The organism is Nostoc sp. DedSLP03 (assembly GCF_034530815.1).
In the GTDB taxonomy this organism is placed as follows: Bacteria; Cyanobacteriota; Cyanobacteriia; order Cyanobacteriales; family Nostocaceae; genus Nostoc.
In genome coordinates, this window is the sequence record NZ_JAVRCK010000030.1 from 25274 (window position 1) to 50622 (window position 25349).

Sequence of the window (25349 nt, forward strand, 5' to 3'; positions counted from 1 at the left end):
TCTTGATGGATAAATGCCTAAAGATTCACAAGCCTTGGACGGTCTTGATTGCTGTGTCTGCGTTGTAATTACGGTGCAATACTACTGGAAAAGTCATGAAAGCTAACGTCGTCAATCTACCAAACTCTACACCCATTTTTGAGAACCACGTTTCGACTGAAGAATTTTCAAATAGCAGCAGCGATCGCTTGATTCAATTGCTGTCTGAGGAAATGCAAGCGCAAGTGAAAGCAACACCCAAGTGTGTAGAAGCTTTAGCAAAGCGCATAGCCGTAGAAGTAGAACGCATTTGTGACAAAAGCTCCCGCATTCAAACATCTGGGGAAATCAAGTCCTGGCAGATGACGTTGGGAAGGCATCGGATGCAAAAATGCTTACGTTACTACCAACTAGGTTCCAAACAAGGGCGAGTGGAATTACATAGCAATTTGGGTGCTATGGTTTACCGTCATGTAACTGTATCTGGTTCGGAGTTGGGCTTTGATGCTCGTTACAGCCTAATTGAAGATTTTTTACAAGCATTTTATATCGAAGCAATCAAAGCTTTCCGTAGAGAAAACGAACTACCAGAGAATCACACGCCGCGTACTCAGCTGCAATTAGCTGAATATATGGCTTTTACAGAACAGTATGCCAAACGCCGGATCAATTTACCTGGTGGTGCAAATCAGCAATTGATTATCTTGCGCGCCCAAGGTTTTGCTCGTCGTCAGCCCCAAGAAACCACCGTGGATATTGAAATGGCGGTAGAGTCTGCTAAGGGTGAAGAAGCAGAATCTTACCAGCGTAACTCGGCGGTACAACAGCTGCGATCGCAAATGATCGCCCAAACTAATTTCGATCCATCTGAAGAATCAGAACGCGATCGCGTCATCACTGAATTGATGAAATACCTCGAGTCTCAAGGTCAATCTGATTGTATGAACTACCTCAGCTTGAAACTTCAAGACCTTTCAGCCCCAGAAATTGACCAAATTCTCGGTTTAACTAGCCGTCAGCGCGATTATCTCCAACAACGGTTTAAATATCACGTAGAAAAGTTTGCCAAACAACACCACTGGCAATTAGTACATCAATGGTTAGGCGCGGGTTTAGAGCAAAAGTTGGGTTTATCTTCCCAGCAGTGGGAAATCTTTGTGAATCAACTCACAGAACAGCAACAGCAAATATTAGAGTTAAAAACTGCACGGGAAAACGACGTTGCGATCGCCAAAGCCATCAAATGCACCCCAAAACAGCTACAAAAGCGCTGGACTCAACTTTTAGAAATAGCATGGTCTATCCGCAACGGTCATACTGAAGCACAAACAGGTTGAAGCCAAAGTGAAATAACTAAAAACCATTATCAAAGCTTATGACTGGGACAAGGAGCGCGAATTTAGCTTATACACCAAGGACAAAATTTCATTAATTCGTAGCGAATTCTTTGCATGCCTCTGCGCTTCCCTCTGCGCCCCTCTGCGTTTAAATTTCACCCCTCAATTCGCCGCAATCTTACACAAATAAATCTTATCTGAATTTATCTAAATTACTAACTCCTTACTCATCCAAATTATTAATACATTTGTATTTATTTAGTACAAAAATACCAATATTTTCCGATTTTTCACCCATTAATCCAACCTTGTTTACATCAAAATCAAAAATTCATATTAAGTAACTGAACCTTTTTTCCTACTTCTGTGAAATCCTATAATAAGCAGGACTTTTGGCAGAGGGATTGAAGATGGCTCTGACTCAAGGCGGACGGGCAAATAAGTCTGGGAATATTTTAGAAGCAAATGTAGAAGCAATCTTGCATGGGCATAATTATTTCCAAGTAGGGAACTATGTCCAAAAAGAATTTATACTAAATGCTACTTTATTGCCAAAACGTTATGGCAAAGAAGTCTATATTGGAACTGGAATTTATCATACCTATCTGAAGGTTGATTTTTATGTTGTCGGCTCATCTGCAATGCCATCTGGTTTAATTTTTGAGTGCAAATGGCAAGAAAGCCCCGGTTCAGTTGATGAAAAGTTTCCTTACTTGAACATGAATATTCAGCACTATTACCCAGCACCAACTATTGTAATTTTAGGCGGTGAAGGTATGCGAGAAGGGGCAAGCAAATGGCTGAAAGCAAGAGTTAATGATAACCATAATTTATTAGCAGTTTATAGCTTAGATAGATTCATTGCTTGGGCAAATAAAAATCTTTAAAAGATGTAATTAATAGTTCGTCAATCGTGCCTCTATTTTTTATTTTCGAGTTAATTGAACGTGCTGCTTTAATTTTATAGGTCTCAAAATTAATATCAGTATAGATTTTTTTAATAAATTCACTATCAGAATTGCATACCATAACTTTGACACCACGATTCGCTAACTCTGCACAAGTATCTCTTAAAAGTTCTTGGTCTTTTTTACTAAAACAATTTTGACTATAAGCAGTGAAATAGCTAGTATCACTGATAGGATAGTAGGGCGGATCGAAAAATACAAAGTCATCACTGCTAGTCGCATGATTTAAGACTTCTGTAAAATCTGCTTGTTTAATTTCTGCATGGAAAAGCGCTTTGGAGGCTGCTTTGAGTAAAACCTCAGCACAAATATTAGGATTGTTATATCTGCCTAAAGGTACATTGAATTTCCCCTGTGAATTGACTCGATAAAGACCATTAAAACAAGTTTTATTAAGATAAATTAGACGAGCCGCTTTTTCTATATCAGTACCATCAGCGTTATTTCTAACACTATAGTAATAATCTTTACTATGTCGGCTTTTATGCTCTTTTAATAGAGAAATTAATTCTTCTACACCGTCTCTAACGCAACAATAAGTGTTAATTAATTCGGCATTAATATCAGTTAAAATGGCTGCACTGGGTTGGAGATAGAAAAAAACAGCACCCCCACCTAAAAATGGCTCATAGTAATTTTTATAACTCTTGGGAAAAAAAGGAATATATTGCTGTATCAACCGACTTTTACCCCCCGCCCACTTCAAAAATGGACGTGGGCTAGCTTCCTTTGAGACTTGAATTACCATTTATTTACAATTTCACTGAAAATAATCATGATTAAATAAAGCCAATATAACCGACAAGCCAAATTTTAGATTAACTGGCTAATTTTCCAGCCGCATATATTACAATTGAGTAGATAAAGCATATCAAAACAAACGTAAGTATATAACAAGGCAGTTTACATTCAGATGTTTGACGGATTTTGGGATAACGTTTTTCGCTACCCCCGATACTTAATTACGATCGTCTTAGGCTTGTTTCTGAACACCTTTGCGCCATTAATGCCATTGTTGAAACGCCCTGTCACCTCGATCGCTATCTTGGGTTTATTTGTGAGCAGTTTAGTCTTTCTTACTTTCACCCTACGGGCAATGCTGGGCTTGAGTCCAATCTAGACTAGGGTTATATAGGGGCTGTGCCCCATAGACGGTTGCTCTCGCTAAGTACTGTCAACCCAACTTGCATTTATATTTTGTCGTACAACCTCTGTGATGAGGGGAAATTTTTATGGCTACAAATCGTCGGGTTTCCCGCGTTGCTGAACTGATCAAACGGGAAGTTAGCCAAATGCTGCTTAACGGAATTAAGGATGACCGTGTGGGTACTGGAATGGTCAGTGTGACTGATGTTGATGTTTCCGGCGACCTGCAACACGCCAAAATCTACGTCAGCATCTATGGTACAGATGAAGCTAAGGTAGAAACAATGGCAGGCTTAAAGTCGGCCACAGGTTACGTCCGTAGCGAACTGGGAGCGCGGGTACGGCTACGTCGTACACCAGAGGTGATATTTCTCGAAGATCGCTCTATAGAACGCGGTAATAAAGTATTAGCACTACTAAATCAACTTAACCACGATCGCTCCCCAGAAAATCTGGAAGCAGTAGAAGACAGCGCTGTTCAAAATGATGAAGAATTCTCCGAATAAGTAACTAAAACAACAATGTAACTTCAGAACAATTAATCTCAGCAAATCCGCCAAACAGTTTACAGACGTGACTAGATCGCGTCTGTTTTAATGTGAACATAGCCTAATTCAGCAAGACACTTCTCTTGTTGTAGGCGAAACAAGGTTTAAACATCAGACTTCTTGGCATTTGTGGGGAAAAAGGGAAGGGTTAAAGGGTAAAGGTATGGAATTTTCCCAAACTCAGTAACCTTTAACCTTTCTCCAACCGGAAAGCAAAAGCTACTTTTGCAAGATGTCTATTCTTCCTTGCTAAAACTCCATTCCTTGATGGGTGGAATATTCACTAATTCTGAAATTATGACTCTTGTTTATCTGTGTCCTGATTATGAATTAGAGTATTACTCGACCCAATACTACTCGCTTTGTGCATTTTGAACTCAGAATTTGGTTTGGGGAAAAGGTTACTGGGGTTGGGTTAAAGGTTTTTTCTTTCCCTTTTCCCTTTAACCGACAAGTATTGTTACTCGACCCTTTTACAGATGTTTTTCAAAAGAAAATTGGATGGTGTTAGTGCTGAAATTAACTAAGAAATTACAGGCTTACTTAAAAAATTGTTAACAGATGCTATGGTTCAAGCCTTCGTAGTATACTTTTTCAGTTATAATTTGCAACAATTTATACCCTAACAACTGACAAATATTATTGTGTTGCTTACCTTAGATGAATACCCGCAGTTGTAGATCCAGCTTTTAAGGTGATTATTTGATATGTAAGCGATGGCGATATAAACTCTTCCCACCCACCAAATCTTGCCTAAATACACTAATGGCAAGACTTTCAGACTTGTGGCATCAAAGTCATACAGTTACATAAGCAGGTTAAGTTAACTACTTGGAATTTTTTTTGTAAAGCGGATTTTCGACAAATGTCAGGATTCGTTGACTTTCTTAACATTTCTTGAGATAATTTCAGGAGATGTAGCGTCAAAATAAAAATAGTTCCGTATAGCAAACTACAAAATCTTAGCCACAAGTCTAATTTCTGTAATGTTTGTTCCTAATTTTTAACGGGAACACTATCGTAAGTGTTAATTTGTGAGTAAAAACCATGAGTGTGAATACGGTGCCTTCTATCAATTACTACTCTCTAGATGTGATTCAAGACGAAGCACGCCGACTGGTGCAAAAGGGAATGGTTAGCCGACAACAGCCAATATATAGCCTCTGCCAATACATTCCAGCGAGAGAGTGGGTTTGCGTTGAATGTGAATTAGAGAAATGTGACTTTTTGTTACGCGATCGCATTGGCGACCTAATTGGTCGCGAACAGTGGGACAACGACTAATCAATGTTTGATTTCGGGTTTGGGATTGGGGGTTTGTTTTTGATGTGTGAATCTCACCATCAAAGATTCAACACTCAATTTGGCGGATAATCTCTAGTTTTGAATGAGCATTGCCCTATACAGAATCTTGCGTTTTTGATTAATACAGAAGCAGTTGAGTCTGAATTTATACAACTTTTCAAGTTAAAGAAGGCATCAAAACCATTTGTTCTGTACATCTGGTGTCACGGCTTGAGTTTAGTATATAGATTCTGCGAAGTTCCTACATCGATCCGATAGAAGTGTAGGAACTTCGCTTTCGACTCGCAATTTATTGCATCCCTTACTTGAAGGAAGCGATTGTCTGCTTGCTGTTAAAAGCCAAAATCAGCCTTGAAAAGTTTGCTAAGTAAAGGCTAACCGTTACCAGTTGCGACAATACAGGGAACCTCCGCAAGCAACTAGCTCAACTTTCGCAAAATCCAAAATTTTTATTTTTATAGTATTTTTTCAGAAAAAATCTTGCAAAGCATAAAAAAATCATCTTTACATTTTTGGGGGAAGATTCAAGCTCCACCCTTCATAGATAGCTCTCTCTCCTGCCTGCTTCACTTGACTATTATCCTACTTGCTCTAAATATTGATTAATGTCTTCAATAATGCGAGTAAGTTCCGCCTCAGTAGTCAAGCGAATGTTGACATTGCGGACAGTCAGCAAAACCTTGGCTGCGAAAGGTGTTGGCCAGATATTAGGATTACAAAAAACTTCTAAAAATACTTCACCCGTATAACGATATTCCAGGGGAGGCTGGGGAGTGACTCTACCACCGCCAGGAGTGGGTTTAGCGGCGATCGCTTTTAGGCGTTCCATCAGTTGATCCGTTGCTGCCTTTAATTCTCGTGCTGCTTGGGGTGAAAAACTGAAGGAGACTGAACCCTCAATCAAGTTCAATGTTAGAGGAATTGAAGACATATTTTTTATTATTAAAACTTCTTGATAAGTACTTATATTACCGGAATAAGGGGTCTGAATCCCACTCTGAAAGTTCCCGATGTCTTCTTCAAAGACCATTAGTACCGTTGCGGGTAATTCGTTAGTCTGTCAAGACAAGTATTCTGTCCTGGGTAAATAAGTTTGTAGTAAGTTAGCGCGGTCTTCTCCCTTTGAAAGAGGCTAGCGCCAAGGGGGTTTCCCCCATGAGCGACTAACGAACCCGTTCGCGCAGCGTCTTTGTTAGGATGAAGTGCTTACTACATAACAGGCTTTCATTGGCTTGCAATCACAGTATTACCTGGTCGTTTTGTTACCGCCGAATCAGGCTGTGAAGCCACCATCAATGTTTAGACTCGCACCAGTAACGAAACCGGCTTCTGCACTGGCAAGATAGGAAACCATGTCGGCTACTTCTTCACTCCGACCATAGCGCTGGAGGGCAGTCATACTTCTCATAGTGTCGGCAAAGGAACCCTCCGCTGGGTTCATGTCGGTATCCACTGGGCCGGGTTGGATATTATTTACTGTGATGCCACGAGGGCCGAGATCGCGGGCCAGACCGCGCGTAAAACTTGCGATCGCACCCTTGGTCAAAGCATAGACGGAACCACCAGCAAATGGCATGATGTCACTGTTGACGCTGCCAATCATAATAATCCGTCCGCCCTCGCCAATATGGCGGACAGCCTCTTGAGTTGCCACAAACACGCCCTTAATATTAACCGCGATGATTCGGTCAAAATCATCCAGTGAGAACTCGTCGATAGTAGCCAAAGTGGCGATACCCGCATTGTTCACGAGGATATCGAGACGACCAAAAGCTTTTACAGTCTCGGTGACAGCATTTTTCACCGCTTCAGCGTTGGCACTGTCGGCGCGAATAGCCAAAACTTGCCCACCTGCTGTTTTGATCGCTTGCACCACCTCATCGGCTTTTTGCGGCGAGCTAGTGTAGGTGAGGGCAACAGCTGCCCCATCTTGTGCTAGACGTTTAGCGATCGCTGCCCCCAAACCGCGTGAGCCACCTGTTACCAATGCCACCTTCCCAGTAAGTTTTTTGTTGCTCATAAAATTCTTTTGTGATTAAAGTTTTGTATCGTCTGGTATAGATATAAAGCATAGGGGTAAGCCTGTCAAGAAATTATTATACTGATGAGTATGAAACAGGAAAAAACCACTGTGGCCATAGGCCGACCCCGCGAGTTCGATACCGATGAAGCGCTCATTCGTGCAATGTATGTGTTCTGGCGCAAGGGCTATTTAGGCACATCCCTCTCGGATCTGACCGAGGCTATGGGCATTAATCGTCCTAGCCTTTACGCCGCCTTTGGGAACAAAGAATCTCTATTTCGCAAAGTGCTGGCTCGTTATGCTGACGGGCCATCAGCTTATCTTCGTGAGGCTCTCAAAGAGCCAACTGCGCGCCAGGTCGCCGAGAAGATGATGCACGGGGTCGTTGACTTAGGAACCGATCCACACAATCCACCCGGATGTCTCTGGGTTCATGGCACGCTTTCATGCGGAGATCCAGCTGACCCGATGCGGCAAGAATTGTCTGCACGCCGAGAATCGAGTGAAGCTTCTGTGCGTAAGCGTTTCGAGCAGGCGATTTTGGAGGGTGACTTGTCGGCTGATTCCGATCCAGCGGCTCTCGCCCGTTTTGTCGTGACAGTCAATTGTGGAATATCAGTTCTGGCGGCAACCGGAGCTACCCGAACGGAACTCCTACGGGTTGTGGAGACAGCGTTGCAAGCGTGGCCGCAGTAAAGATAGTGCCTATTTGGTATCACATAGACATCTGACGTGGAAACTGTCAGATTTCGCTCCTCAAATTTTGACCATTTTTTGAAAAAACTATGAGCTTCCTTATCTTTATCAGATATTAAATAACACTCATTAAGCCGATCGGTTATTTAGAGGAAATACAGACCACTGATGGTTGTCATAATATCTTTGAATACAACTCAATACGATCTCAGTTGATGTATTAATAACAAAGTTAATTAAAATATTCCTGAAATTAATGCTAAAAATACGCGGTTATTTCTAAAGCCATTAACAATGGCTATCCAGCTTGTAGCTGCCGTTAGTTAAAAAGAATCTCAATAAAACAATCTAAAATATAGAGACTATAGAGAGACTTAACTCTTACTGTGTAAGACTTTGATACACTTTATTTGTGTTTATTTCTATTTTGAGGTCTACATTAGAGGTCATAGAACTTGATGTGATAAATTATCTATGACTTACGATAACCGCGCTGAAGTAAGAAAGGTTTTAATTATTACTCTATTACTCAACCTGTTTGTAATGGGATTGAAAGCACTTGTGAGCTACTGGACAGGTTCTTTGAGTTTACTAGCTGATGCCTTGCATAGTGTGACAGATAGCGCCAACAACGTTTTAGGATTAGTTGCGAGTAAATTTTCTTCTCCACAACCCGATCGCGAGCATCCTTACGGACACAGCAAATTTGAAGCAGTAGGCGCTCTAGGAATTGCCTCATTTTTAGGAATAGCCTGTTTTGAAATTCTGCAAGGAGCAATCGAACGAATTCTCAAAGGTGGTGGTGAACCGATAAAAATATCGCCCCCGGAATTGTGGTTATTACTAATTGTGCTGGGTGTGAATATTTTTGTGGCGTTTTATGAACGTGCTGTGGGTAAGCGGGTAGGTAGCTCAATTCTCATCGCTGATGCGACACATACCATGAGCGATGTTTGGGTGACAATTTCTGTAATTGGTGGCTTGATAGGAGTTTGGCTAGGTTATCAATGGGTGGATTTGGTGTTAGCTTTTCCTGTCGCCTTGTTGGTATTTTGGAGTGGCTGGTCAGTTTTAAAAGAGAATTTGCCTTGGCTTGTGGATCGAATGGCGATCGCACCAGAAGCAATACACGCGATCGCAACTTCTGTTCCAGGTGTAATTAACTGTCACGCGATCGCTTCTCGCGGCCTTCTTGGTCGTCAAGTATTCATTGAAATGCATTTAATAGTGGATGCATCAGACGTAGAAACTGCCCACCACATCACCGAAGAAGTAGAAAGCCGATTAGAAGAACGATTTCGTCCAGTGAGAATTTTAATTCACGTCGAGCCACCAGCATATAAATCTGAGCAAATTAGTTTTGAAACTGGATTGAAGTAGCTTAAAAAATTAAAAATCACGGCTTGTTCTAATGCTCGCAAACCTTATATAGATGGAGTATCATGAATAACGAATTAATTATTTTAATATCCTTAGATAAGTTATACAATTTGAAAAAAGAATGCGACAAATAGACCATTTGTAAAGACGCGATTTACCTGTGTTTTTACCCAAGGATGTGTTGCAATCATTAATTGAATTGATATTATTTACGGTGTACACACAAGTCGAGTTGGGAATCAAATAGAGGGTAAAGAACGGAAAATTATTTTTAAAATACTTTATTTTCCGTTAAGTTAATTATCAATAATCTTAGTTTATTGATAATTAACTCCAAATCTTGCGTGCTAAGGCTTGATCTTAGCAAACAAGGATTTTAGGACTTGTGCGTACACCACAGAGATGAGTTACTAAGTCTTACGGGCTATAACGTACATATTGACTGTTGTATAGTCTTCGAGTCCAGGAACTTTACTCAGAAAGCGAAACAATGGCATAAATTTGGAAGCTCCTTCTAAAGCATTTGTAGTCTCGCTAACAATCACAAATCCGGCTTTATTAAAGGCTTTCAAGAAGTCGCGGCGCTTGAGTTTATTGAGTCCAAGGTCATAGATCGAATGGCACTCGATTCCGGGATGGTATTTATTATAAGCTTCAACAACACGCGCATCGCCAATAATGAGATGCGCCCATGGTATCTTGATGCGCTTTCCAATTGCGTGAAGTCCATGATCGCCAAAAGGACTGTAGTAAAGTGGGCTAAAACCAGTTATCAGTAAGCCCCCTGGCCGTAGAACTCGTTTTATTGAAAGAAGAACTCGCTCTATGCCCATGATGTGTTCAAAAGTGTCTTTGGAAATTACGATATCAACCTGGCCGTCAAGCGTCGTCAAGTTGTCAATATCCAAGTGATGAAACTCTACTCTGTTGGCAATATCTGGGTAGCGTTCCGCTACGATATTGCGCGCAAATTCGATACGGCTACTTATGAGGTCAAGACCTATTACCCGCTCTGCTCCAGAAATGGCTGCATCAATGCACAGCGCACCATGTCCACAGCCGATCTCAAGGACAACTTTACCGGATAAGTCTGGACGACCGCCAAAGCGGCTCCAGTACATTTCGGATTTTGTGACTTGTGCCTCAAAGTATTTTAGGGAAAAGTCTTCATCTGGTACAGCAAAATTGTCTTCAGTAAATTTGTAGTTTGCAGAGGGGTCTGTAAAAGTTTCTTGACTCATGAGTTTAAGTGTCAAATGACAATACAGGTTATATTTAGTTTATACATCACATCAGTAACAATAGCAATTAATACTGGAACCTTCTCCCGTAAGTGCGTAAATTAAGAACACCTTTCGTGCCCCGTAGGCAATTTCTTCACATACTCCTTTTTCAGGGCAGGGGAAAAGAGCCGTCAACAGCTCCAAAATCCCAATTTATAAGCCCTCTCTCATTAGACTTGTCGGAAAATAACGAGAAAAATGTCTGAAAGTAGTGCTAAACATAGCTTACAGCTATTTGAGTTCAGATTAGAATTCATAAACAAAAGAAAAAGAAAACTCATTTGTAAAGTCTAGAATCTTTGTTAAACATAATATCGCTTCAAATCGAGCAGATGAAAAAATAAAAGAGCGGATAGATAAATAAATCAACAGACTTAATTACATAATTATTTATTTTTTTTTAATAAAAGCTGAATTTTGATTAGTGTGTAGATGAGAAAACTTCTATCTAAGTACGATCGGGTTTACACCCAAACAAACTTGTAACTCTCAAATAGCCAATTCGCTTTTAGATGAGGAACATGGGGCAGATGAGGCAAATAACAAATAAAAACCGACAAATGACTGCATCTTTGTGTTAATTCTTATAAGAAGCAACCAAATCTGCGACGATCGCAACTAGTTCTCCGGGATCGACTGGTTTAGGCACATGAGTCTGAAAACCCGCTTCTATAGCACGGCTACGATACTCGCTATCACCATAAGCAGTTAAAGCGATCGCTGGAAGTTTTCCATAAATATCAGGCTTTAGTGCCCGGATCTTGCGGATCAGGGTGTAGCCATCTTCATCAGGCATTGCAATATCACAAATCAAGACATCTGGTTGCAACTCAGGTAATACTTTCAATGCTACCGCTGCCGATGCAACTGCCATAATGGTGGCTCCATCAGCTTCCAACACAGTAGTAATGTAAAAGCGGCTATCATCATCATCATCAACTACGAGGATGTTTAAGCCAGCAAGGGGAAGGGCAGGTTCCATAACATCTCCATTAATGTTGATCGAATGAAATGTATTTCCAATCAGCTACTTATTTTTTATCTCTATCACCATACCATTGGTAATTTTACTGCGATCGCGCCTATTTTCCTAGAATATAACTCAATTTGTCTAGTCACCATTTAATTGATACTTAATTATTCACTGGTATTTATAATTATTGACTGGATAAAATTATGTTATTGTTTAAATTCATTTACATTAAAAAATTAACTTTAACTATTCGTTAAAGTTTAAAAATAATCTTGCTAACTACTGACTGCTTTATTACTAACAGGTTTGGATTCAATACTTTTCGGATAAACTCAATAATCTCTTTTTTGGTCTGGGGAAAGGTTAAAAGGCAAAGGGGGAAAGATAAATTCAAACCCTTTCCCTTTCTCCTTTTCCCCTTACCCGAAAAGTATTAGGTTTGGATTTTGATGGAGCTTGAAAAAAGTCAAAAAAATAGACAATGCCGAGTCTTAAAACTAGTCAGGTCGGCATTGTCATTTTTAAATCAATACAGTTCAGATAAGCTCAAAACCTAGATTTAGAGACGCAATTTCTCGCATCTTTAAAGACCAATTATCTACACCAATAACCCTTAAGCTTATTGAAATGAAGTAACAGACGCTCCAGATACAGTCAGTAATTAGGAGTCAAAAGTAATACACCTAACTATTAACTTTCAAACTGCTGTATGTGAATCTCAACTCCTGCAAGTAATCTGAACCTTAGTAAAAAGTAATCAGCTTTTAGTTAAGTCAACTCAAACCTTGATTACTCCCATTCAATGGTTCCAGGTGGCTTAGAGGTGATGTCATAAACCACGCGATTCACCCCTTTTACCTCATTCACAATTCGAGTAGAAATCACTTCCAGGACATCATAAGGCACTCTCGCCCAATCAGCAGTCATGCCATCTTCACTGGTAACAATCCGCAAAACAATGGGGTAAGCGTAAGTACGTTGATCTCCCATAACGCCAACACTACGAATCGGTAGCAATACAGCAAATGCTTGCCAGAAATCATGATACATACCGCGTTGGTTAATTTCTTGCCGCACAATCAAATCAGCATCGCGCAAAATATTTAACCGCTCAGATGTAACTTCTCCCAGAATTCGAATTGCTAAACCAGGTCCAGGAAAGGGTTGTCGTTGAACAATTTCTTCTGGTAAACCAATGGAACGCCCAAGTTTGCGGACTTCATCTTTAAATAGTTTCCGCAGTGGTTCGACCAATTTAAATCTTAGGTCTTTTGGCAAACCGCCAACATTGTGATGACTTTTAATTTTCACCGCTACCCGCTCACCAGTTTGGGGATCGACGTTGGTGTCCGCAGATTCAATCACATCTGGATAAAGAGTTCCTTGAGCTAGATAGTCAAAGTGACCGAGGCGCTTGGATGTTTCCTCAAATACACTGATAAATTCGTGTCCGATGCGGCGGCGTTTTTCTTCAGGATCTGTGATTCCGGCAACTTTAGCCAAAAAGCGATCGCGGGCATTAACATATTCAACAGGAATGTGAAACTGCTCTCGAAATAGCTTTACCAATCGCTCTGGCTCATATTTTCGCATAAAGCCTTGATCGATAAACACGCAAGTCAGTTGCTCGCCAATCGCTTTGTATAACAAGAAAGCCAGGGTAGAAGAATCCACTCCACCAGACAGGGCCAACAGCACTCGCTTGTCACCAACTCTGGCGCGAATTTCTCGAATTGCTTCTTCAACAAAAGCCGCTGTTGTCCAAGTTGGTTCGCAATCGCAGATATGGTAGACAAAATTACGGATTAATGCTATGCCACCAACAGAATGCACTACCTCTGGATGGAACTGAACGCCGTAAAGTTTCTTTTCGTGGTCGGCAATAGCAGCGCAGGGAGTATTTTCTGTATGTGCTAACAATTCAAACCCTGATGGCATTTGGATAACTGAGTCTCCATGACTCATCCACATAGTAGTGCCATCTTCAACATTAGTAAGCAAATCTGTGGGATCGTCAATATATAATGAGGCTTTGCCGTATTCACCTCGATCGGCCTTTGCCACTTCCCCACCAAGGTGGTTTACCATCAACTGCATCCCATAGCAAACACCCAAAATGGGTATTCCCAAATTCCAGATTTCTGGGTCACAATGGGGAGCGTTATCACTATAAACTGAACTTGGGCCACCTGAGAGAATTATTCCCTTGGGATTAAGTTGGCGCAAATGTTCAGAAGTAGTGCGATAGGATAAAACTTCCGAGTATACTTGAGTTTCGCGGATGCGACGAGCAATCAACTCAGAATATTGAGAGCCAAAATCCAAAATTACAATCAATTGGCGATCGAGCCGCCCAAAAGTTTCCAATGTTTGGGGCGCTTGTTCTGTTGGTAGAGTCACCGCTGTATTCATGACGGGAGTGTTATATCTGTTAAGGATAAATAGATGCTTTGTGGTTTATGGTGATGCTATTATCCAGCCTGGATAGGCTGATAATGGTATAGAAAGCCTTGACAAACGCTAGTTTACGTGCATTTGTCAAACCCCGGAGTTGGAGATGGTATTAAAACGATAAATCTACCCTAGAGTGGTTACTTAAAGGATTATTTTTTTGGATTGTTTACGATTATTCATAATAAATTAACATAATTTTCCCATCAACAGACCAGCAGTTTTACTCTTCACGATAATTTTGCGATCGCGATCGAAGAGAATAGAGCCACAGACTGTTACTTTTGTGCCGCTTTCGCTATGGCTTTGAATGTATTCTTGGGCACGAAGATCGATAGTTTCGGCGATCGCACTGTAAACTTTATTTACCCAATTACTACTAGTTGCAGCATCTAGGGATTTTAAGTATGTTAGTGCTGCTTCAGCGGTAGCACTATTAAACACAGCTAGGATATCTGGTGATTTTAAACCTGCGATCGCACAGTGCGCTGACAAAATTTCCCGCCGTCCATCAGCTAAGTAGTGATGGGTGTGAAAAATACCGCCAGCCAGTTTCATCAGCTTACCGTGATAGCCAAATAATAAGATTTCTTTTACACCCAGCAGATCAGCTTCTACTAACATTGGGCCAAGCCAGTTAGCAGTTTTGACTAATTGTTCGGGATTAATCCCTAGTTTACGCGCCAAATCTAGGCCATTCTCCCCGATACAGAATACTAAAGTTTCAAAACGACTGGCTTTATTTTGTAATTCTGCCCGAAAAACGGCAAGCTGATCTGGTGTACTTAAAGGTTGAGAAATACCAGTTGTGCCTAAAAGGGAAAGTCCTTCAACCACACCAAAGGCAGAATTTGAAGTCCGAACAGCAAGCGATCGCCCTTCGGGTAGAATAATCGTCACCGTGATTTTTTCTCCCGGTGCTAGCATTCGTTGCAAATTCTCTTGCAACAGCCTTTGAGCATAAGCATAAATAGCAGGCTTGCGATCGGCATTTAATTGCCTACCAATCCCTTCTCCACCTTTAATAATTACAGCATCATCACCCTGTTCTCGCCATTCCACCAGCGCCCAAATCGGTGTATTTTTAGTCAAATCAAGATTATCACCAGGATCGCTGCGAGCGATCGCTAAAGCTGTATTTTCAGATAATCCTGCTACCTGTTCAATCGGGATTTCTGCAATTTGAGCGGGTTCAATCAAATCTACTGATGCTATGCTTAGGGGTTGGCGATCGTGTAACCAATCTAAAGCTGCAATAGCAGCAGCGCAGGCAAAGACGGGAAGTGTGTATCCAGAACGGGACATTTTATATCACTGAACCTAGCATTTTTTCCCCAATTGTGGTTTGATATTAGCCTTGGTAATAACGTCAATACAATCATTGTCTGTAACAATAAAGTAATGAACCACATCCTTAGTTTCCAACATTCCGCAAGATTCATCCACTAACTCCTCTACAATATCTGAATTGGACACCACATATAATGTTTCCTCCATTGGTATAGGCAAGTGCTGGAGTTGCTTGAGCCTGCGTCCTTCGTCTATAACCCGATACACTTCTGTATATGTGAACTTCACTGTGATAGTTTGATTTGGATCGTAAAAAATGAGGTCTATTTCCAGACCATCGTCACTATCTTTAAGCAATTGCACATCACGACGTTTTTTTGGGAAAGCTCCTATCTGCCACGGTTTGTAATACTGATGTTGAGTTCTATCCACTTTGCTGAGACCTCACATAAACCCACCCTGTTGGATTGAAAATTATGATGTCTAAATAATTCTTCAAAATTGTTCGCGCAGCGTCTCGTAGAGAAGACAGTTTCAGATAGCAATTTAGACCCATCTGTAGCTTGCTTCATGTGATACAGCCGCTTAACTAAAAACTAGGATAGTTTTGATCGCCTTCAAACATCGATTCTAGCTCCTCAACTGCTGCAAGAATTGCCTCTATATCTCCATCTGAAGCCAACTCCTTAATTTCCTTGAGACATTCCAAAACTCCTGTTTTCCCATCTGCAAGCAATGCATTGAACTGATACCAATTGTACAGGTGATACAGCAGGTGATACGCAACACCAGTATCTAGTTCATGACTGGGTTCACGTAAAAATAACTCTAAATCAACTAACCAGTCTATTGCGGCTCCAATCCCATCAACGTAAGTGTGAAAAACAGCAGTTTTCAGCATCTCTTCTGGTGCATTGGGATAAGCTTGGTGGAATGCCTGTTTTGCCTGACTGCTCAGGTTCTTACGTTGTAGCAAGGTTTGTACAATTTCCCAACGTTGTTCTTGACTGAATTGTTTTGGCGTGTTTGCATCCTGTGAATATTGCATCTAAGCCCATCCAAATAAAGCTCACAGTATAATCCAGTCTGTCTTAACTGCGATCGCCTGACCAATACCTTGAGTCAATAATCCATGAAATAATGCGATCGCACAGATTTTCGTCTACAGCTGATTACTGTTTCTTGCGGCTTCTAGCTTTTGGCGAATCGCTGCTTGAACCTTCTCATCAAAATCGGGATCGTCAGGGCTTGCAACAATCCTACGCGGACGCTGATTAAGCCTGTCTAAGTATGCTTGAAAAGCAGCTTGATCCCCGCGATGCTTGAGAAAATACTGTTTTAATTCAACATCAGACATCGAATCGTAATTAATTCGGCTCATCAGATAACTCTCCGTTGGGTAAAATTTGGAATTCAATCTCTTCGTCATACCCAGCAAGAATGTATATATTACGAGTCCGATTATCAACGCAAATGAGGTATATGGGCTGAAGCATGATATACGTCAGTTGATAGCTAATACGATACAAACTTGCTGCTTGAGCAGCAGTAGGCATTTTAGTTAATTACACCACCTTCTCCCCATTTTAACTGTTGGTGTAATCAACTTTGATATCTATGTTTAACCACTGACCCCAGAAAATTATTAGTAAAATCAAAGAATTGAGTAAGTCTTTCGGCAAAATTACGAATTACGAATTACGAATTACGAATTAATTAGACTCCCACTTCTAATAATAAAGCTTCCATAGCTTCCCAAGAAATTCCTTGTTGAATATAACGCGGTGCTTCAGGATTGTAAGGACTGGCTACTCTGTCAATGTTGAGGATGTTTGCCCCATCTGGTAGAACAGGTACATCTGCATCAAATGCCGTTGGACGCATCAAAGAACTGGAAAAGCCTTTGAAAATAGCAATTGTATCTTGCTCATCACCAATTTCCACCGTTACAATTAAGACTTCTTTGGTGCGTTTAGCGGTGTATTGTTCCAGTCGCTTACCAATGGAATTCATTTTTTTTAGAGTAGGGGTATGGTGGCGTAACGATGCTTATTGTGGTGTGGCTGAACGTCCCTGTTTGCCCAGCTTAATCAAAACAAAATAGCTTAAGTAAAGCACATAAATTACTAAACTAGTTATGCCAAGAAAACCTAAAAACTCAGCCTTGCTGTTAGCATGAAAATATTCTTTGAATAGTAACGGAGCCTCAAACCAGACACGACAATAGGGAGTCTTTAGCATATTGCCAGAAAAAGCACAACCCAAAAAAGGTATAAATGCTAGTGCGCCTAAAAAACAATAAACAGTTGTTGCCCAGCGCCAAGAGGTAAAAATCAATTTCAAAGAACCACTGGTTTGATACTCAATTTCATCGTTGATATCCACCCAGAACCACAGCGAAATCGGGATCAAAATCTGAGCTATCAACCCAGAGATAAAGCTAACTGGATATTGGGCAATCATTAAGTAAACCGTGATTGCCACCAAGCTTGATACTCGCCAGTATATAGCCAATAAGCGTTGTATGCCTTCTGCTTTTTGTACAAATGCCCAAATCAGAAGAATTAGCGGAATAATTACCAGGAATAATACTGCCAGTCGGTAATCAATCCAGACGAAAGGTCGAAACCAAATATTAAAGTCCATATTTTTTCTCAAACAATAGATAAAAAGAAGTCAGGAGTATGAATAAATCAAGTGCGATTTTATACCACTACCTGATTGTAGACTGCTAAATAAGGCAGGGGTATTAAACCCTTTTATTCAAGAGTCAGTCGGACTTCAATTCATCCTGAATTCTTCTTGATAATAGTTTATTGAATCTCGTATGACTAGAACACCGATTCAGTAATCGCAGAAGAAAAGAAAAATCAACCCAGAATGAAGTAAATAATGGAAGAGAAAATAGAGAAAACGCTTACTAGGCAACACTTATAGCAATAAACAAGCTTGGAGGGAGATTTAATAAAGTCTCAAGGAGAGGCGTAACTAAAATTGTTGTAAATTCAGGTAATAAATGTGCATTACCAACAGCGAATTTACGTATGCGACCCCAGATATGGCAGCCGCCGATAGAGCTATCGGCATTAGAGCAAAGTATCGTCAAGCGAATTAAACGAGCAAAGCTGTTTACGTTCTTACGGCAATATCGCCATCAATTATTTGATGAGGCACGGGCGTAAAAGTAAAAGCCAACGATTTGATGGTTATAAGCGTCATGTCTTGCGTGATTTAAACAACGGTTTGGTTCGCGCTGTTGGAATCACAAGAGCGAATGTCCCTGAAGCATCTGTGACAGATGCAATTGCTACTGACTTGAAACACCAGCAAGTAAATCTGGTTGAGTTACACATTGACCGTGCTTATCTCAGTAGTTCCTTGGTTCAAAACAGAAGCGATGAACTGACTATTTATTGTAAGGCTTGGCAAGTAAGAAACGGTAAGAAGTTTACCAAAACTGCTTTTAGCCTGGATTGGGACAATCAGACTATTTCCTGCCCAAATGGGGTTACTTTACCTTTTAGCGTTGGTGGCAAAGTTCAGTTCCCCAAAAATATTTGTACAACTTGTCCACTAAGAGAACGCTGCACTACTTCTAAGTCTGGACGCAGTGTTTCGATTCATCCTGATGAACCATTATTCCAAGAATTAAAACAACGCCAATTAACTCCTGCTGGCCGTGCCAAGCTCAGAGAACGTGTTGCTGTTGAGCATTCTTTATCTCACATTGGTCGATGGCAGGGGGAGCAAGCTCGTTATGTTGGTTCTCGCAAAAATCTCTTTGACCTTCGCCGTATCGCCGTTGTTCACAATCTTCATGTCCTTGCCAAAATTTTTACTCACACTACTGAGCAGTCTGTTACTTCATCGTAATTACTGAATCGGTGTTCTAGAAGTCACGAGTATTACAAAAAATTTCTAGGGGCGTACATCTGTACGCCCCTAGTGCCAATTAATTGGTTGTTTAATTTATGAAAATCGCAACTTATCCCTTTGGAAGAAGCCTATTGATTCAAATAAGGAATTTATTTTTTATTTCCACGACTAAAATCAGTAGCTCCAAATAAAACGCTTGCGAGTGGAGGACATTGGTGAGTTTCCACGTCCTCTACTCTGGGCGTCTTCTTTAGTCAATGCTGGTTGTTTGCTAACCAAGCAACATAAAATCCAGTTACCTCAATTTCTAGTCGTCGTAAACCCGGCATTCAATGGCATCTGGGTTGTCATCACAATACTGTTCTAGAGAATTTTTTGGCTTGCTTTGGCGCTTGTGGGAAGCTTCGGCTTGCAATTCTTCTACTGCATCCCAAGCAGCAGCACACTCTGGTGAGTTGCTACCGTTAATATCACAGACAGTACGCGCTTGTTCCACTTCTTGTTGGATTTGCTCTTGGATGTCGCTTTTTGCTGTTTCTTGGATGTTGGTCATTGCTTTAGTCTCGTTATGTGTTGTTAATACTAGTATAGAAAATGGCAGTTTTTCGCTTGATTAATAACCATTCTAACCATTTAACCGATGGTAAGTTAGTTTTTTAGCCATTGATTTATAACCAATACAGCAAGCTACTCTATCTATAATGCATTTACCTTTATTTTTTAAGATTTTGTGGAATTAGTAGCATAGATAAATAATCATACAATATATTTAGATGCCTATATTAGGGAATGACAACCCCAACTTCTTGGGATGGAGGAGATAAAGGGCTGGCATCAATTCTTGTAAGATGCAATTCTTCCCAAAATAAAAAGTCAAAATCTACTAGCCTAAAATAGAGAAAGAAGCTCAAAACTCATGGCAGACCAAATGCAGTGGGCAAATGCCCTATCAACCCGTCATTCTCTGGAAGCCGCTGTTACAGATGTGGTGGAACGAGCTGTTTCATCGTTAACAGCACCTGCGGATTTAGGACTGGTATTCATTTCATCTGCTTTTACGAGTGAGTATTCCCGACTGTTACCTTTGCTAGCTGAAAAACTTTCTGTGCCTGTGCTAATTGGCTGTAGTGGTGGTGGTGTAATTGGGACGACAGTTAACGGAGAAACCCAAGAATTAGAAGCTGAACCAGCTATTAGCTTGACTTTAGCACACCTTCCAGGGGTGAAAATTCAAGTTTTTCATGTTGTTGCTGAAGAATTACCTGATTTAGACAGTTCGCCAGATGCTTGGCTTGATTTGATCGGTGTACCACCATCACCGACACCGCAGTTTATTTTGCTGTCTAGTTCTTTCGCCTCTGGAATCAACGATTTGTTGCAGGGGTTGGATTTTGCTTATCCAGGATCGACGATCGTCGGGGGACAGGCTAGTGGTGGAGGTATGGGTGGTCGTGTTGCCCTTTTTTGTAACGATACTAACGGTGAAGAACAGCAAAATTTGTATCGTGAGGGCACTGTTGGTATAGCTTTGACTGGCAATATTGTTTTGGAAACGATTGTCGCTCAAGGATGCCGACCGATTGGCAAGCCATTGCAAGTTACAAAAGCCGATCGCAATATCATTCTAGAGTTAGATGAGCAAGTGCCTCTAGTGGTGTTGCGAGATTTGATTGCTAGTCTCAGCGAACAAGAACGGATTTTAGCACAGCATTCTCTGTTTGTTGGTGTGGCAATGGATGAATTTAAGCTGGCTTTGCAGCAAGGGGACTTTTTAATACGTGGTATTCTTGGAGTCGATCCAAATGCTGGGGCGATCGCAATTGGCGATCGCGTTCGTCCTGGTCAAAGGCTGCAATTCCACCTCCGCGATGCCCAAGCCTCTGCTGAAGACCTCGAATTACTCCTCCAAAGTTATCAACATCAACGAGAATCTGAACCCTCGGCTGTAGCTGCTTTGATGTTTTCTTGTCTGGGACGAGGTGAAGGACTTTATGGTAAACCTAACTTCGATTCTGAATTATTTCAGCGCTATCTTAACGATATTCCTATAGGTGGCTTTTTCTGTGGCGGTGAAATCGGCCCTGTTGGTGGCAGAACCTTTTTACACGCTTACACCTCAGCATTTGGAATTTGTCGCCAAAATCAGTAATGAGTTTGTCATTGGTCATTGGTCATTTGTCATTTGTCATTGGTCATTGGGCATCGGGTTATTAATTATTCCCTTCTATCCCGCGTCAGCTAAATTTATTTATGGGAATAATAATTTTGAATTTTGAATTTTGAATTTTGAATTCCCGGAAAGGGTTGACTCCTAACTCTTATTCAGTACAAGTGTGCTGTTATTATCAATCATCGTCAAATTTCCAGCAGTGGCGATCGCTGAGTTAGACTGTGATGCACTATATGTTTGAATGTAGCGCCGCACTTCTGGAGGAAAATGAGGGTAATCTAACACCGCATCTCCATCGGCAATAGTTGCCCAGAAGTCGCGCAAACCAGGAGCTAATTCTTTTGCCTGTGATAATGGTAAGTTTAATGGAGAGTGAGTTAGTAGCTTGATTAAAAAAGGGAAAGAGCGATCGCCCATCCACTGCCTTGATGATTGTTGCAAGTCGGGGAACTCAGGCAGTGACTCTACGCGATGGGATAAAATTTGCAACGATTCTTTACCTTGGTTATCTCGATGAAACTCTAGCACTCGATAAGGGTGAGGATAGCTAACTAAAGAACCAGTGGTAATATCATATACCCCATCAGAGTAAGCAATATCCTGAACGTGCAAATGCCCTGTAAATACTAACTTGACTCCGTAGCGCCTCAGCAGCTGCAATAGTTCTGCTGAGTTGAACAACATATAGCGATTTGCCAGTGGATGGTTCGATTGATTGGGCAAATGTTCCACTACATTATGATGCACCATCACCAGAACTAAGTCATCACCAGATGCCGCTAGCACCTCTTCTAACCACCGTAGCTGTTTGGCATCCAAACACCCCACTTGCTCTCCCCGGTCATTAAAGGAGTTAGAATTCAGTCCAATCAGCTTAACTCCAGGCAATAACTGACGAATGTAGTAAATCTGCCGTGGATCTTCGTAGCCAAACTTTGTGTAATAGTAAGGGAAATCCGCAAAGGCAATCGATTGCCGATCGCCTAACAACACAGGAACGTCATGATTACCAGGAACAACATAGACGGGAAAAGGTAGTTGGGCTAAACATTGTTGTAACCAGGCGTGATTCTCTGGTTCGCCGTGCTGGGTTAAATCTCCTGGCAACAACAAGAAATCTAAATCGAGTTGTGTTAAATGTTCTAGTACACTTTTAAATGCTGAGATACTTACTTCTACCAGATGAAACCGGCTAGGGTGATCCCAGATTGTGTGAGGAAGTGCCAGGTGTAAGTCGCTGACTACCGCAAAGCGAAAATTGAGAGTCATTGATTTATAAAAATGTTAAAAGCAGGGGTTAAAATAAGCCTTTTCTCAAAAGTATAACGCTTGCTTTGTTTCCCTGCGTAGGAGTGCGTATACTTAATATTTATATACATTAAGCATTGATTACATACTATGGTGACGATTAACTTCAAGGCTAATCATAACCATTAATTTCCAAAAATTATCGTAAATTTGATTGGTAAAAATTATTAATTAACCCTTGAAAAACTGGGCGATCGCTGCTATTTGTACCTGAAGAAATAATGAATGGATAATAATTGAATAGTGTTAGGCACGAAATGCGATGTCTACGACGGGCTACGCCTACGCCTAGCTCATCGTAGACATCGCTTTGTTTTCTGCTACTCCCCTTTTCGATAGAATAACTGAGCAGATCGGTAAAGAACAGGTTCAGAATCATGGCTCAAGCTAGTATTGGAATTATTGGTGGTAGCGGTCTTTACAAAATGGATGCCCTCAAAGATGTTGAAGAGGTGCGAGTCGAGACTCCTTTTGGTTCACCATCTGATGCTTTGATTCTGGGGACTTTGGATGGTACGCGGGTAGCTTTTTTAGCGCGTCATGGCCGCAATCACACGCTTTTACCCTCTGAGTTACCGTTTCGCGCTAATATCTATGCGATGAAGCAATTGGGTGTGAAGTATTTAATTTCAGCTAGTGCTGTGGGTTCCTTGAAGGCAGAGGCGAAACCACTGGATATGGTAGTGCCAGATCAGTTTATTGACAGAACGAAAAATCGGATTTCAACGTTTTTCGGTGAGGGAATTGTGGCTCACATTGCCTTTGGCGATCCGATTTGTCAGAATTTGGCTGCTGTGTTGGCAGATGCGATCGCATCTCTCAATTTACCAGAAGTTACTCTCCATCGCGGCGGCACTTATGTATGCATGGAAGGGCCAGCTTTTTCTACTAAGGCAGAATCGAATCTTTACCGCAGTTGGGGTGCAACAATCATTGGGATGACGAATTTACCAGAGGCGAAGTTGGCAAGAGAAGCGGAAATTGCTTATGCAACCTTAGCGCTGGTGACAGATTATGATTGTTGGCATCCAGACCATGACAGTGTGACGGTGGAGATGGTGATTGGTAATTTGCTGCGAAATGCTGTGAATGCTCAAAAGGTGATTCAAGAAACTGTGCGGCGCTTGAGTGAAAATCCGCCAACCAGTGAGGCGCATTCGGCGTTGCAGTATGCGATTTTGACTCAATTGGATAAAGCACCAGCAGCGACGAAGGAAAAGTTAGGGTTATTGTTGCAGAAGTATTTGTAGTGTTGCTGATGAATGAGCGATGTTTATGACGGGTGGTTCCTGAGCGCAGCCGTACCACTTTGTGGAAGCAAGCTAGCAGAGCGTCTGCGACAGGAGAAGAGCTACGCTTACGCAGTTTCTTAATACAGTTTTGCGTAAAAGCGTAGCGTTTTTAATGCAAGGGAACGTATTAACAATGCAAGTCGATGTATTAACAAGGCGGCCACCGCATTAACAATGCAAGGTATTGCCTTTCATTAATTCGCTAGGAATTAATGAAATGCTGTATTTAGATTAGAGCAAGAGCGATCGCTACGATCGGCTATTCGGTGACATAACACGATCGTGAAATTATAGAGGCGATCGCTCATTACTAAAATCTAATCAAAAGACCTCTCCCTGGTTTTACTACGCAAAACCGTCCCTCTCCGACTCGGAGAGGGACAGACTTGAACTTTAGTTCAAGGCAGGGAGGGGTTCATCGAACTCACGCGATCTTAAATCCTGCCCACATCAAACTAAAATAAAGCCTGCTTGTGCAGGCTTTATTTTAGTAGCCCCAGACTTTAATCTGTGGGCGCTTTTATATTTTTACCAGAGATGCAATGACTAAGCTGTTACGCATTCAAGTTGTATATTAAAGGAGCAATCCTTGTCATTAGTTATTTGTTTTCAAAGGACAGATGACCAATTGACTTAGGACAGTCTTAACGTCAAAATTTACAATCTAGAAGCGCATCAGCTTAATTTCAATCGACTGTGTTCTTAACTGCTTTGCCTGCATCCTCAGCTGTGCGCTTAACATTTTTACCAGCATCCTCAGCTCCACGCTGAACATTTGTCGTCACGTCTTCAGCAGCATTCTGGGTATTACCCTTGATATTTTCAATTCCTCGCTGAGTTCCCTTAACAAGACCTTTGCCAAGTTCTTCAGCTGAACTACCTATATCTTCACCCAGATTTCTCCCTCTTTGACCTAAGGGTGTACCTTCCTTGAAGTTACGGATATATTCCCCTGGACTGTTAACTCCTTTTTGGTCAATATTCTTTTGAGCATTTTTCACTAATGCCTCAGCTTTGTCATTAGCTGCCTTTTCATCTGTTGCTCTGGGATCTACATCACTAAAGTTATTGATTCCACCAGTAGGAGAATTCAGAGGATAATCTTTTGTGGCATCGTATCGTTCAACATTAGGTGCTTGATCGCCAGGTTGTGGTGGCTGTGTTGCTATTCCTGGAGCACCACAAGCCTGGGCCATAAATAGAAACATCCCTGCTAAAAAAACAGTTACAACTTTCAAGGGACGAATGTTTTTCAGCCAATTCATTGCTTTTTTCATAGTTCTAAGTCCTTGCATTTTTGTGACTAAGTTAAACTTCAACCAAG

27 protein-coding genes and 1 pseudogene are annotated in these 25349 nt (G+C 41.2%); 11 read left to right on the forward strand and 17 right to left on the reverse strand.

Translation table 11 applies throughout. The annotated features are described in order from the left end of the window. Positions 1–95: 95 nt before the first annotated feature. Together RM368_RS16190 and RM368_RS16195 are read left to right on the forward strand one after the other, a co-directional pair. A complete protein-coding gene (locus RM368_RS16190; RefSeq protein WP_322694999.1) occupies positions 96–1316 on the forward strand; it encodes a HetZ-related protein in 1221 nt (406 codons plus the stop codon). A 410-nt stretch (positions 1317–1726) separates the two neighbouring features. Further along, positions 1727–2203: a PD-(D/E)XK nuclease superfamily protein gene (locus RM368_RS16195; RefSeq protein ID WP_322682323.1), complete on the forward strand. Its 477-nt coding sequence runs from the start codon at positions 1727–1729 to the stop codon at positions 2201–2203. Here the strand turns inward: RM368_RS16195 and RM368_RS16200 are convergent. Then, positions 2175–3032: a DNA adenine methylase gene (locus RM368_RS16200; protein WP_322695000.1), complete on the reverse strand. Its 858-nt coding sequence runs from the start codon at positions 3030–3032 to the stop codon at positions 2175–2177. The two genes, RM368_RS16195 and RM368_RS16200, sit on opposite strands and share 29 nt — an antisense overlap. A gap of 165 nt (positions 3033–3197) precedes the next feature. On the opposite strand from RM368_RS16200, the gene RM368_RS16205 reads away from it, so the two are divergent. The 3 genes from RM368_RS16205 (at position 3198) to RM368_RS16215 (ending at position 5262) form a co-directional block, all read left to right on the forward strand. Beyond that, positions 3198–3404, forward strand: coding sequence for a DUF751 family protein (locus RM368_RS16205; RefSeq protein ID WP_322695001.1), 207 nt, complete (start codon positions 3198–3200; stop codon positions 3402–3404). A gap of 112 nt (positions 3405–3516) precedes the next feature. After that, positions 3517–3936 carry a 30S ribosome-binding factor RbfA gene (rbfA, locus tag RM368_RS16210; RefSeq protein ID WP_322695002.1) on the forward strand — a complete coding sequence of 140 codons (420 nt, stop codon included), beginning with the start codon at positions 3517–3519 and terminating at the stop codon, positions 3934–3936. A 1089-nt stretch (positions 3937–5025) separates the two neighbouring features. Next, on the forward strand, positions 5026–5262 hold the full coding sequence (locus RM368_RS16215; protein WP_094347157.1) for a DUF4327 family protein: 237 nt from the start codon (positions 5026–5028) through the stop codon (positions 5260–5262). 598 nt (positions 5263–5860) lie between these two features. On the opposite strand, the gene RM368_RS16220 is transcribed toward RM368_RS16215, so the two are convergent. Next, entirely contained in the window at positions 5861–6214 is a 354-nt protein-coding gene (locus tag RM368_RS16220; protein WP_289797408.1) for a hypothetical protein, read from the reverse strand. Between the two features lie 342 nt (positions 6215–6556). Next, a complete protein-coding gene (locus tag RM368_RS16225; RefSeq protein WP_322695003.1) occupies positions 6557–7303 on the reverse strand; it encodes a 3-oxoacyl-ACP reductase family protein in 747 nt (248 codons plus the stop codon). Between the two features lie 165 nt (positions 7304–7468). On the opposite strand from RM368_RS16225, the gene RM368_RS16230 reads away from it, so the two are divergent. Further along, the gene (locus RM368_RS16230) at positions 7469–8002 is read left to right on the forward strand and encodes a TetR/AcrR family transcriptional regulator (RefSeq protein ID WP_322695048.1); all 534 of its coding nucleotides are present in this window, start codon (positions 7469–7471) and stop codon (positions 8000–8002) included. 474 nt (positions 8003–8476) lie between these two features. After that, complete coding sequence (locus RM368_RS16235) at positions 8477–9382, forward strand: cation diffusion facilitator family transporter (RefSeq protein ID WP_322695004.1); 906 nt, start codon at positions 8477–8479, stop codon at positions 9380–9382. Between the two features lie 410 nt (positions 9383–9792). Here RM368_RS16235 and RM368_RS16240 read toward each other — a convergent pair whose 3' ends face one another. The 10 genes from RM368_RS16240 to RM368_RS16285 all read right to left on the reverse strand — a co-directional run bounded on the left by RM368_RS16240 (position 9793) and on the right by RM368_RS16285 (position 18025). Continuing rightward, positions 9793–10623 (reverse strand): class I SAM-dependent methyltransferase, encoded by an 831-nt coding sequence (locus RM368_RS16240; protein ID WP_322695005.1) that lies wholly within the window; start codon positions 10621–10623, stop codon positions 9793–9795. 619 nt (positions 10624–11242) lie between these two features. Then, on the reverse strand, positions 11243–11647 hold the full coding sequence (locus tag RM368_RS16245) for a response regulator (protein ID WP_322695006.1): 405 nt from the start codon (positions 11645–11647) through the stop codon (positions 11243–11245). Positions 11648–12427: 780 nt separating this feature from the next. After that, positions 12428–14050 (reverse strand): glutamine-hydrolyzing GMP synthase, encoded by a 1623-nt coding sequence (guaA, locus tag RM368_RS16250; RefSeq protein ID WP_322695007.1) that lies wholly within the window; start codon positions 14048–14050, stop codon positions 12428–12430. Between the two features lie 228 nt (positions 14051–14278). After that, positions 14279–15394 (reverse strand): cobalt-precorrin-5B (C(1))-methyltransferase CbiD, encoded by a 1116-nt coding sequence (gene cbiD / locus RM368_RS16255; RefSeq protein ID WP_322695008.1) that lies wholly within the window; start codon positions 15392–15394, stop codon positions 14279–14281. Between the two features lie 15 nt (positions 15395–15409). Beyond that, a complete protein-coding gene (locus RM368_RS16260; RefSeq protein WP_322695009.1) occupies positions 15410–15811 on the reverse strand; it encodes a hypothetical protein in 402 nt (133 codons plus the stop codon). A 157-nt stretch (positions 15812–15968) separates the two neighbouring features. After that, on the reverse strand, positions 15969–16427 hold the full coding sequence (locus tag RM368_RS16265) for a hypothetical protein (RefSeq protein WP_322695010.1): 459 nt from the start codon (positions 16425–16427) through the stop codon (positions 15969–15971). 114 nt (positions 16428–16541) lie between these two features. Next, the gene (locus RM368_RS16270; protein WP_322695011.1) at positions 16542–16760 is read right to left on the reverse strand and encodes a DUF6887 family protein; all 219 of its coding nucleotides are present in this window, start codon (positions 16758–16760) and stop codon (positions 16542–16544) included. Next, complete coding sequence (locus tag RM368_RS16275; RefSeq protein WP_322695012.1) at positions 16747–16935, reverse strand: DUF6888 family protein; 189 nt, start codon at positions 16933–16935, stop codon at positions 16747–16749. Before RM368_RS16275 ends, RM368_RS16270 begins: the two co-directional genes overlap by 14 nt. 160 nt (positions 16936–17095) lie before the next feature. Further along, positions 17096–17392, reverse strand: a complete 297-nt coding sequence (locus RM368_RS16280) for a hypothetical protein (RefSeq protein ID WP_322695013.1) — start codon at positions 17390–17392, stop codon at positions 17096–17098. 36 nt (positions 17393–17428) lie between these two features. Further along, positions 17429–18025, reverse strand: coding sequence for a DUF3177 family protein (locus RM368_RS16285; protein WP_322695014.1), 597 nt, complete (start codon positions 18023–18025; stop codon positions 17429–17431). Between the two features lie 398 nt (positions 18026–18423). Between RM368_RS16285 and RM368_RS38770 the strand changes: the two genes are divergently transcribed. Together RM368_RS38770 and RM368_RS16290 are read left to right on the forward strand one after the other, a co-directional pair. Then, on the forward strand, positions 18424–18561 hold the full coding sequence (locus RM368_RS38770; RefSeq protein WP_416212237.1) for a hypothetical protein: 138 nt from the start codon (positions 18424–18426) through the stop codon (positions 18559–18561). After that, positions 18545–19252: pseudogene (locus RM368_RS16290) on the forward strand (transposase); the annotation flags it as partial. The gene RM368_RS38770 and the pseudogene RM368_RS16290, both read left to right, overlap by 17 nt. Before the next feature lie 310 nt (positions 19253–19562). Here RM368_RS16290 and RM368_RS16295 read toward each other — a convergent pair. Further along, positions 19563–19808, reverse strand: coding sequence for a Calvin cycle protein CP12 (locus RM368_RS16295; protein ID WP_322673382.1), 246 nt, complete (start codon positions 19806–19808; stop codon positions 19563–19565). Positions 19809–20171: 363 nt separating this feature from the next. Here RM368_RS16295 and RM368_RS16300 point away from each other — a divergent pair, with 363 nt between their 5' ends. After that, positions 20172–21404, forward strand: a complete 1233-nt coding sequence (locus tag RM368_RS16300) for an FIST signal transduction protein (RefSeq protein ID WP_322673381.1) — start codon at positions 20172–20174, stop codon at positions 21402–21404. 162 nt (positions 21405–21566) lie between these two features. Here the strand turns inward: RM368_RS16300 and RM368_RS16305 are convergent, their stop codons facing one another. Together RM368_RS16305 and RM368_RS16310 are read right to left on the reverse strand one after the other, a co-directional pair. After that, complete coding sequence (locus RM368_RS16305) at positions 21567–22694, reverse strand: metallophosphoesterase family protein (protein ID WP_322695015.1); 1128 nt, start codon at positions 22692–22694, stop codon at positions 21567–21569. Positions 22695–22872: 178 nt separating this feature from the next. Then, on the reverse strand, positions 22873–23112 hold the full coding sequence (locus RM368_RS16310) for a hypothetical protein (protein ID WP_322695016.1): 240 nt from the start codon (positions 23110–23112) through the stop codon (positions 22873–22875). Between RM368_RS16310 and RM368_RS16315 the strand changes: the two genes are divergently transcribed. After that, the gene (locus RM368_RS16315; protein ID WP_322695017.1) at positions 23111–23983 is read left to right on the forward strand and encodes an S-methyl-5'-thioadenosine phosphorylase; all 873 of its coding nucleotides are present in this window, start codon (positions 23111–23113) and stop codon (positions 23981–23983) included. The two genes, RM368_RS16310 and RM368_RS16315, sit on opposite strands and share 2 nt — an antisense overlap. A gap of 728 nt (positions 23984–24711) precedes the next feature. On the opposite strand, the gene RM368_RS16320 is transcribed toward RM368_RS16315, so the two are convergent. Next, positions 24712–25302, reverse strand: coding sequence for a hypothetical protein (locus RM368_RS16320; RefSeq protein ID WP_322695018.1), 591 nt, complete (start codon positions 25300–25302; stop codon positions 24712–24714). Positions 25303–25349: the final 47 nt, after the last annotated feature.

What these genes read in the sequence shown, in the direction of transcription:
- RM368_RS16285 (WP_322695014.1), bottom strand. Translation starts at nt 18,025, where the DNA reads ATGGACTTTAATATTTGGTTTCGACCTTTCGTCTGGATTGATTACCGA.
- RM368_RS16220 (WP_289797408.1), bottom strand. Translation starts at nt 6,214, where the DNA reads ATGTCTTCAATTCCTCTAACATTGAACTTGATTGAGGGTTCAGTCTCC.
- RM368_RS16190 (WP_322694999.1), top strand. Translation starts at nt 96, where the DNA reads ATGAAAGCTAACGTCGTCAATCTACCAAACTCTACACCCATTTTTGAG.
- rbfA (WP_322695002.1), top strand. Translation starts at nt 3,517, where the DNA reads ATGGCTACAAATCGTCGGGTTTCCCGCGTTGCTGAACTGATCAAACGG.
- RM368_RS16310 (WP_322695016.1), bottom strand. Translation starts at nt 23,112, where the DNA reads ATGATTCTGAACCTGTTCTTTACCGATCTGCTCAGTTATTCTATCGAA.
- RM368_RS16245 (WP_322695006.1), bottom strand. Translation starts at nt 11,647, where the DNA reads ATGGAACCTGCCCTTCCCCTTGCTGGCTTAAACATCCTCGTAGTTGAT.
- RM368_RS16280 (WP_322695013.1), bottom strand. Translation starts at nt 17,392, where the DNA reads ATGAATTCCATTGGTAAGCGACTGGAACAATACACCGCTAAACGCACC.
- RM368_RS16300 (WP_322673381.1), top strand. Translation starts at nt 20,172, where the DNA reads ATGGCAGACCAAATGCAGTGGGCAAATGCCCTATCAACCCGTCATTCT.
- guaA (WP_322695007.1), bottom strand. Translation starts at nt 14,050, where the DNA reads ATGAATACAGCGGTGACTCTACCAACAGAACAAGCGCCCCAAACATTG.
- RM368_RS16200 (WP_322695000.1), bottom strand. Translation starts at nt 3,032, where the DNA reads ATGGTAATTCAAGTCTCAAAGGAAGCTAGCCCACGTCCATTTTTGAAG.
- RM368_RS16205 (WP_322695001.1), top strand. Translation starts at nt 3,198, where the DNA reads ATGTTTGACGGATTTTGGGATAACGTTTTTCGCTACCCCCGATACTTA.
- RM368_RS16225 (WP_322695003.1), bottom strand. Translation starts at nt 7,303, where the DNA reads ATGAGCAACAAAAAACTTACTGGGAAGGTGGCATTGGTAACAGGTGGC.
- RM368_RS16230 (WP_322695048.1), top strand. Translation starts at nt 7,469, where the DNA reads ATGTATGTGTTCTGGCGCAAGGGCTATTTAGGCACATCCCTCTCGGAT.
- cbiD (WP_322695008.1), bottom strand. Translation starts at nt 15,394, where the DNA reads ATGTCCCGTTCTGGATACACACTTCCCGTCTTTGCCTGCGCTGCTGCT.
- RM368_RS16295 (WP_322673382.1), bottom strand. Translation starts at nt 19,808, where the DNA reads ATGACCAACATCCAAGAAACAGCAAAAAGCGACATCCAAGAGCAAATC.
- RM368_RS16215 (WP_094347157.1), top strand. Translation starts at nt 5,026, where the DNA reads ATGAGTGTGAATACGGTGCCTTCTATCAATTACTACTCTCTAGATGTG.
- RM368_RS16275 (WP_322695012.1), bottom strand. Translation starts at nt 16,935, where the DNA reads ATGCCTACTGCTGCTCAAGCAGCAAGTTTGTATCGTATTAGCTATCAA.
- RM368_RS16315 (WP_322695017.1), top strand. Translation starts at nt 23,111, where the DNA reads ATGGCTCAAGCTAGTATTGGAATTATTGGTGGTAGCGGTCTTTACAAA.
- RM368_RS38770 (WP_416212237.1), top strand. Translation starts at nt 18,424, where the DNA reads ATGCGACCCCAGATATGGCAGCCGCCGATAGAGCTATCGGCATTAGAG.
- RM368_RS16320 (WP_322695018.1), bottom strand. Translation starts at nt 25,302, where the DNA reads ATGAAAAAAGCAATGAATTGGCTGAAAAACATTCGTCCCTTGAAAGTT.
- RM368_RS16305 (WP_322695015.1), bottom strand. Translation starts at nt 22,694, where the DNA reads ATGACTCTCAATTTTCGCTTTGCGGTAGTCAGCGACTTACACCTGGCA.
- RM368_RS16195 (WP_322682323.1), top strand. Translation starts at nt 1,727, where the DNA reads ATGGCTCTGACTCAAGGCGGACGGGCAAATAAGTCTGGGAATATTTTA.
- RM368_RS16235 (WP_322695004.1), top strand. Translation starts at nt 8,477, where the DNA reads ATGACTTACGATAACCGCGCTGAAGTAAGAAAGGTTTTAATTATTACT.
- RM368_RS16265 (WP_322695010.1), bottom strand. Translation starts at nt 16,427, where the DNA reads ATGCAATATTCACAGGATGCAAACACGCCAAAACAATTCAGTCAAGAA.
- RM368_RS16270 (WP_322695011.1), bottom strand. Translation starts at nt 16,760, where the DNA reads ATGAGCCGAATTAATTACGATTCGATGTCTGATGTTGAATTAAAACAG.
- RM368_RS16240 (WP_322695005.1), bottom strand. Translation starts at nt 10,623, where the DNA reads ATGAGTCAAGAAACTTTTACAGACCCCTCTGCAAACTACAAATTTACT.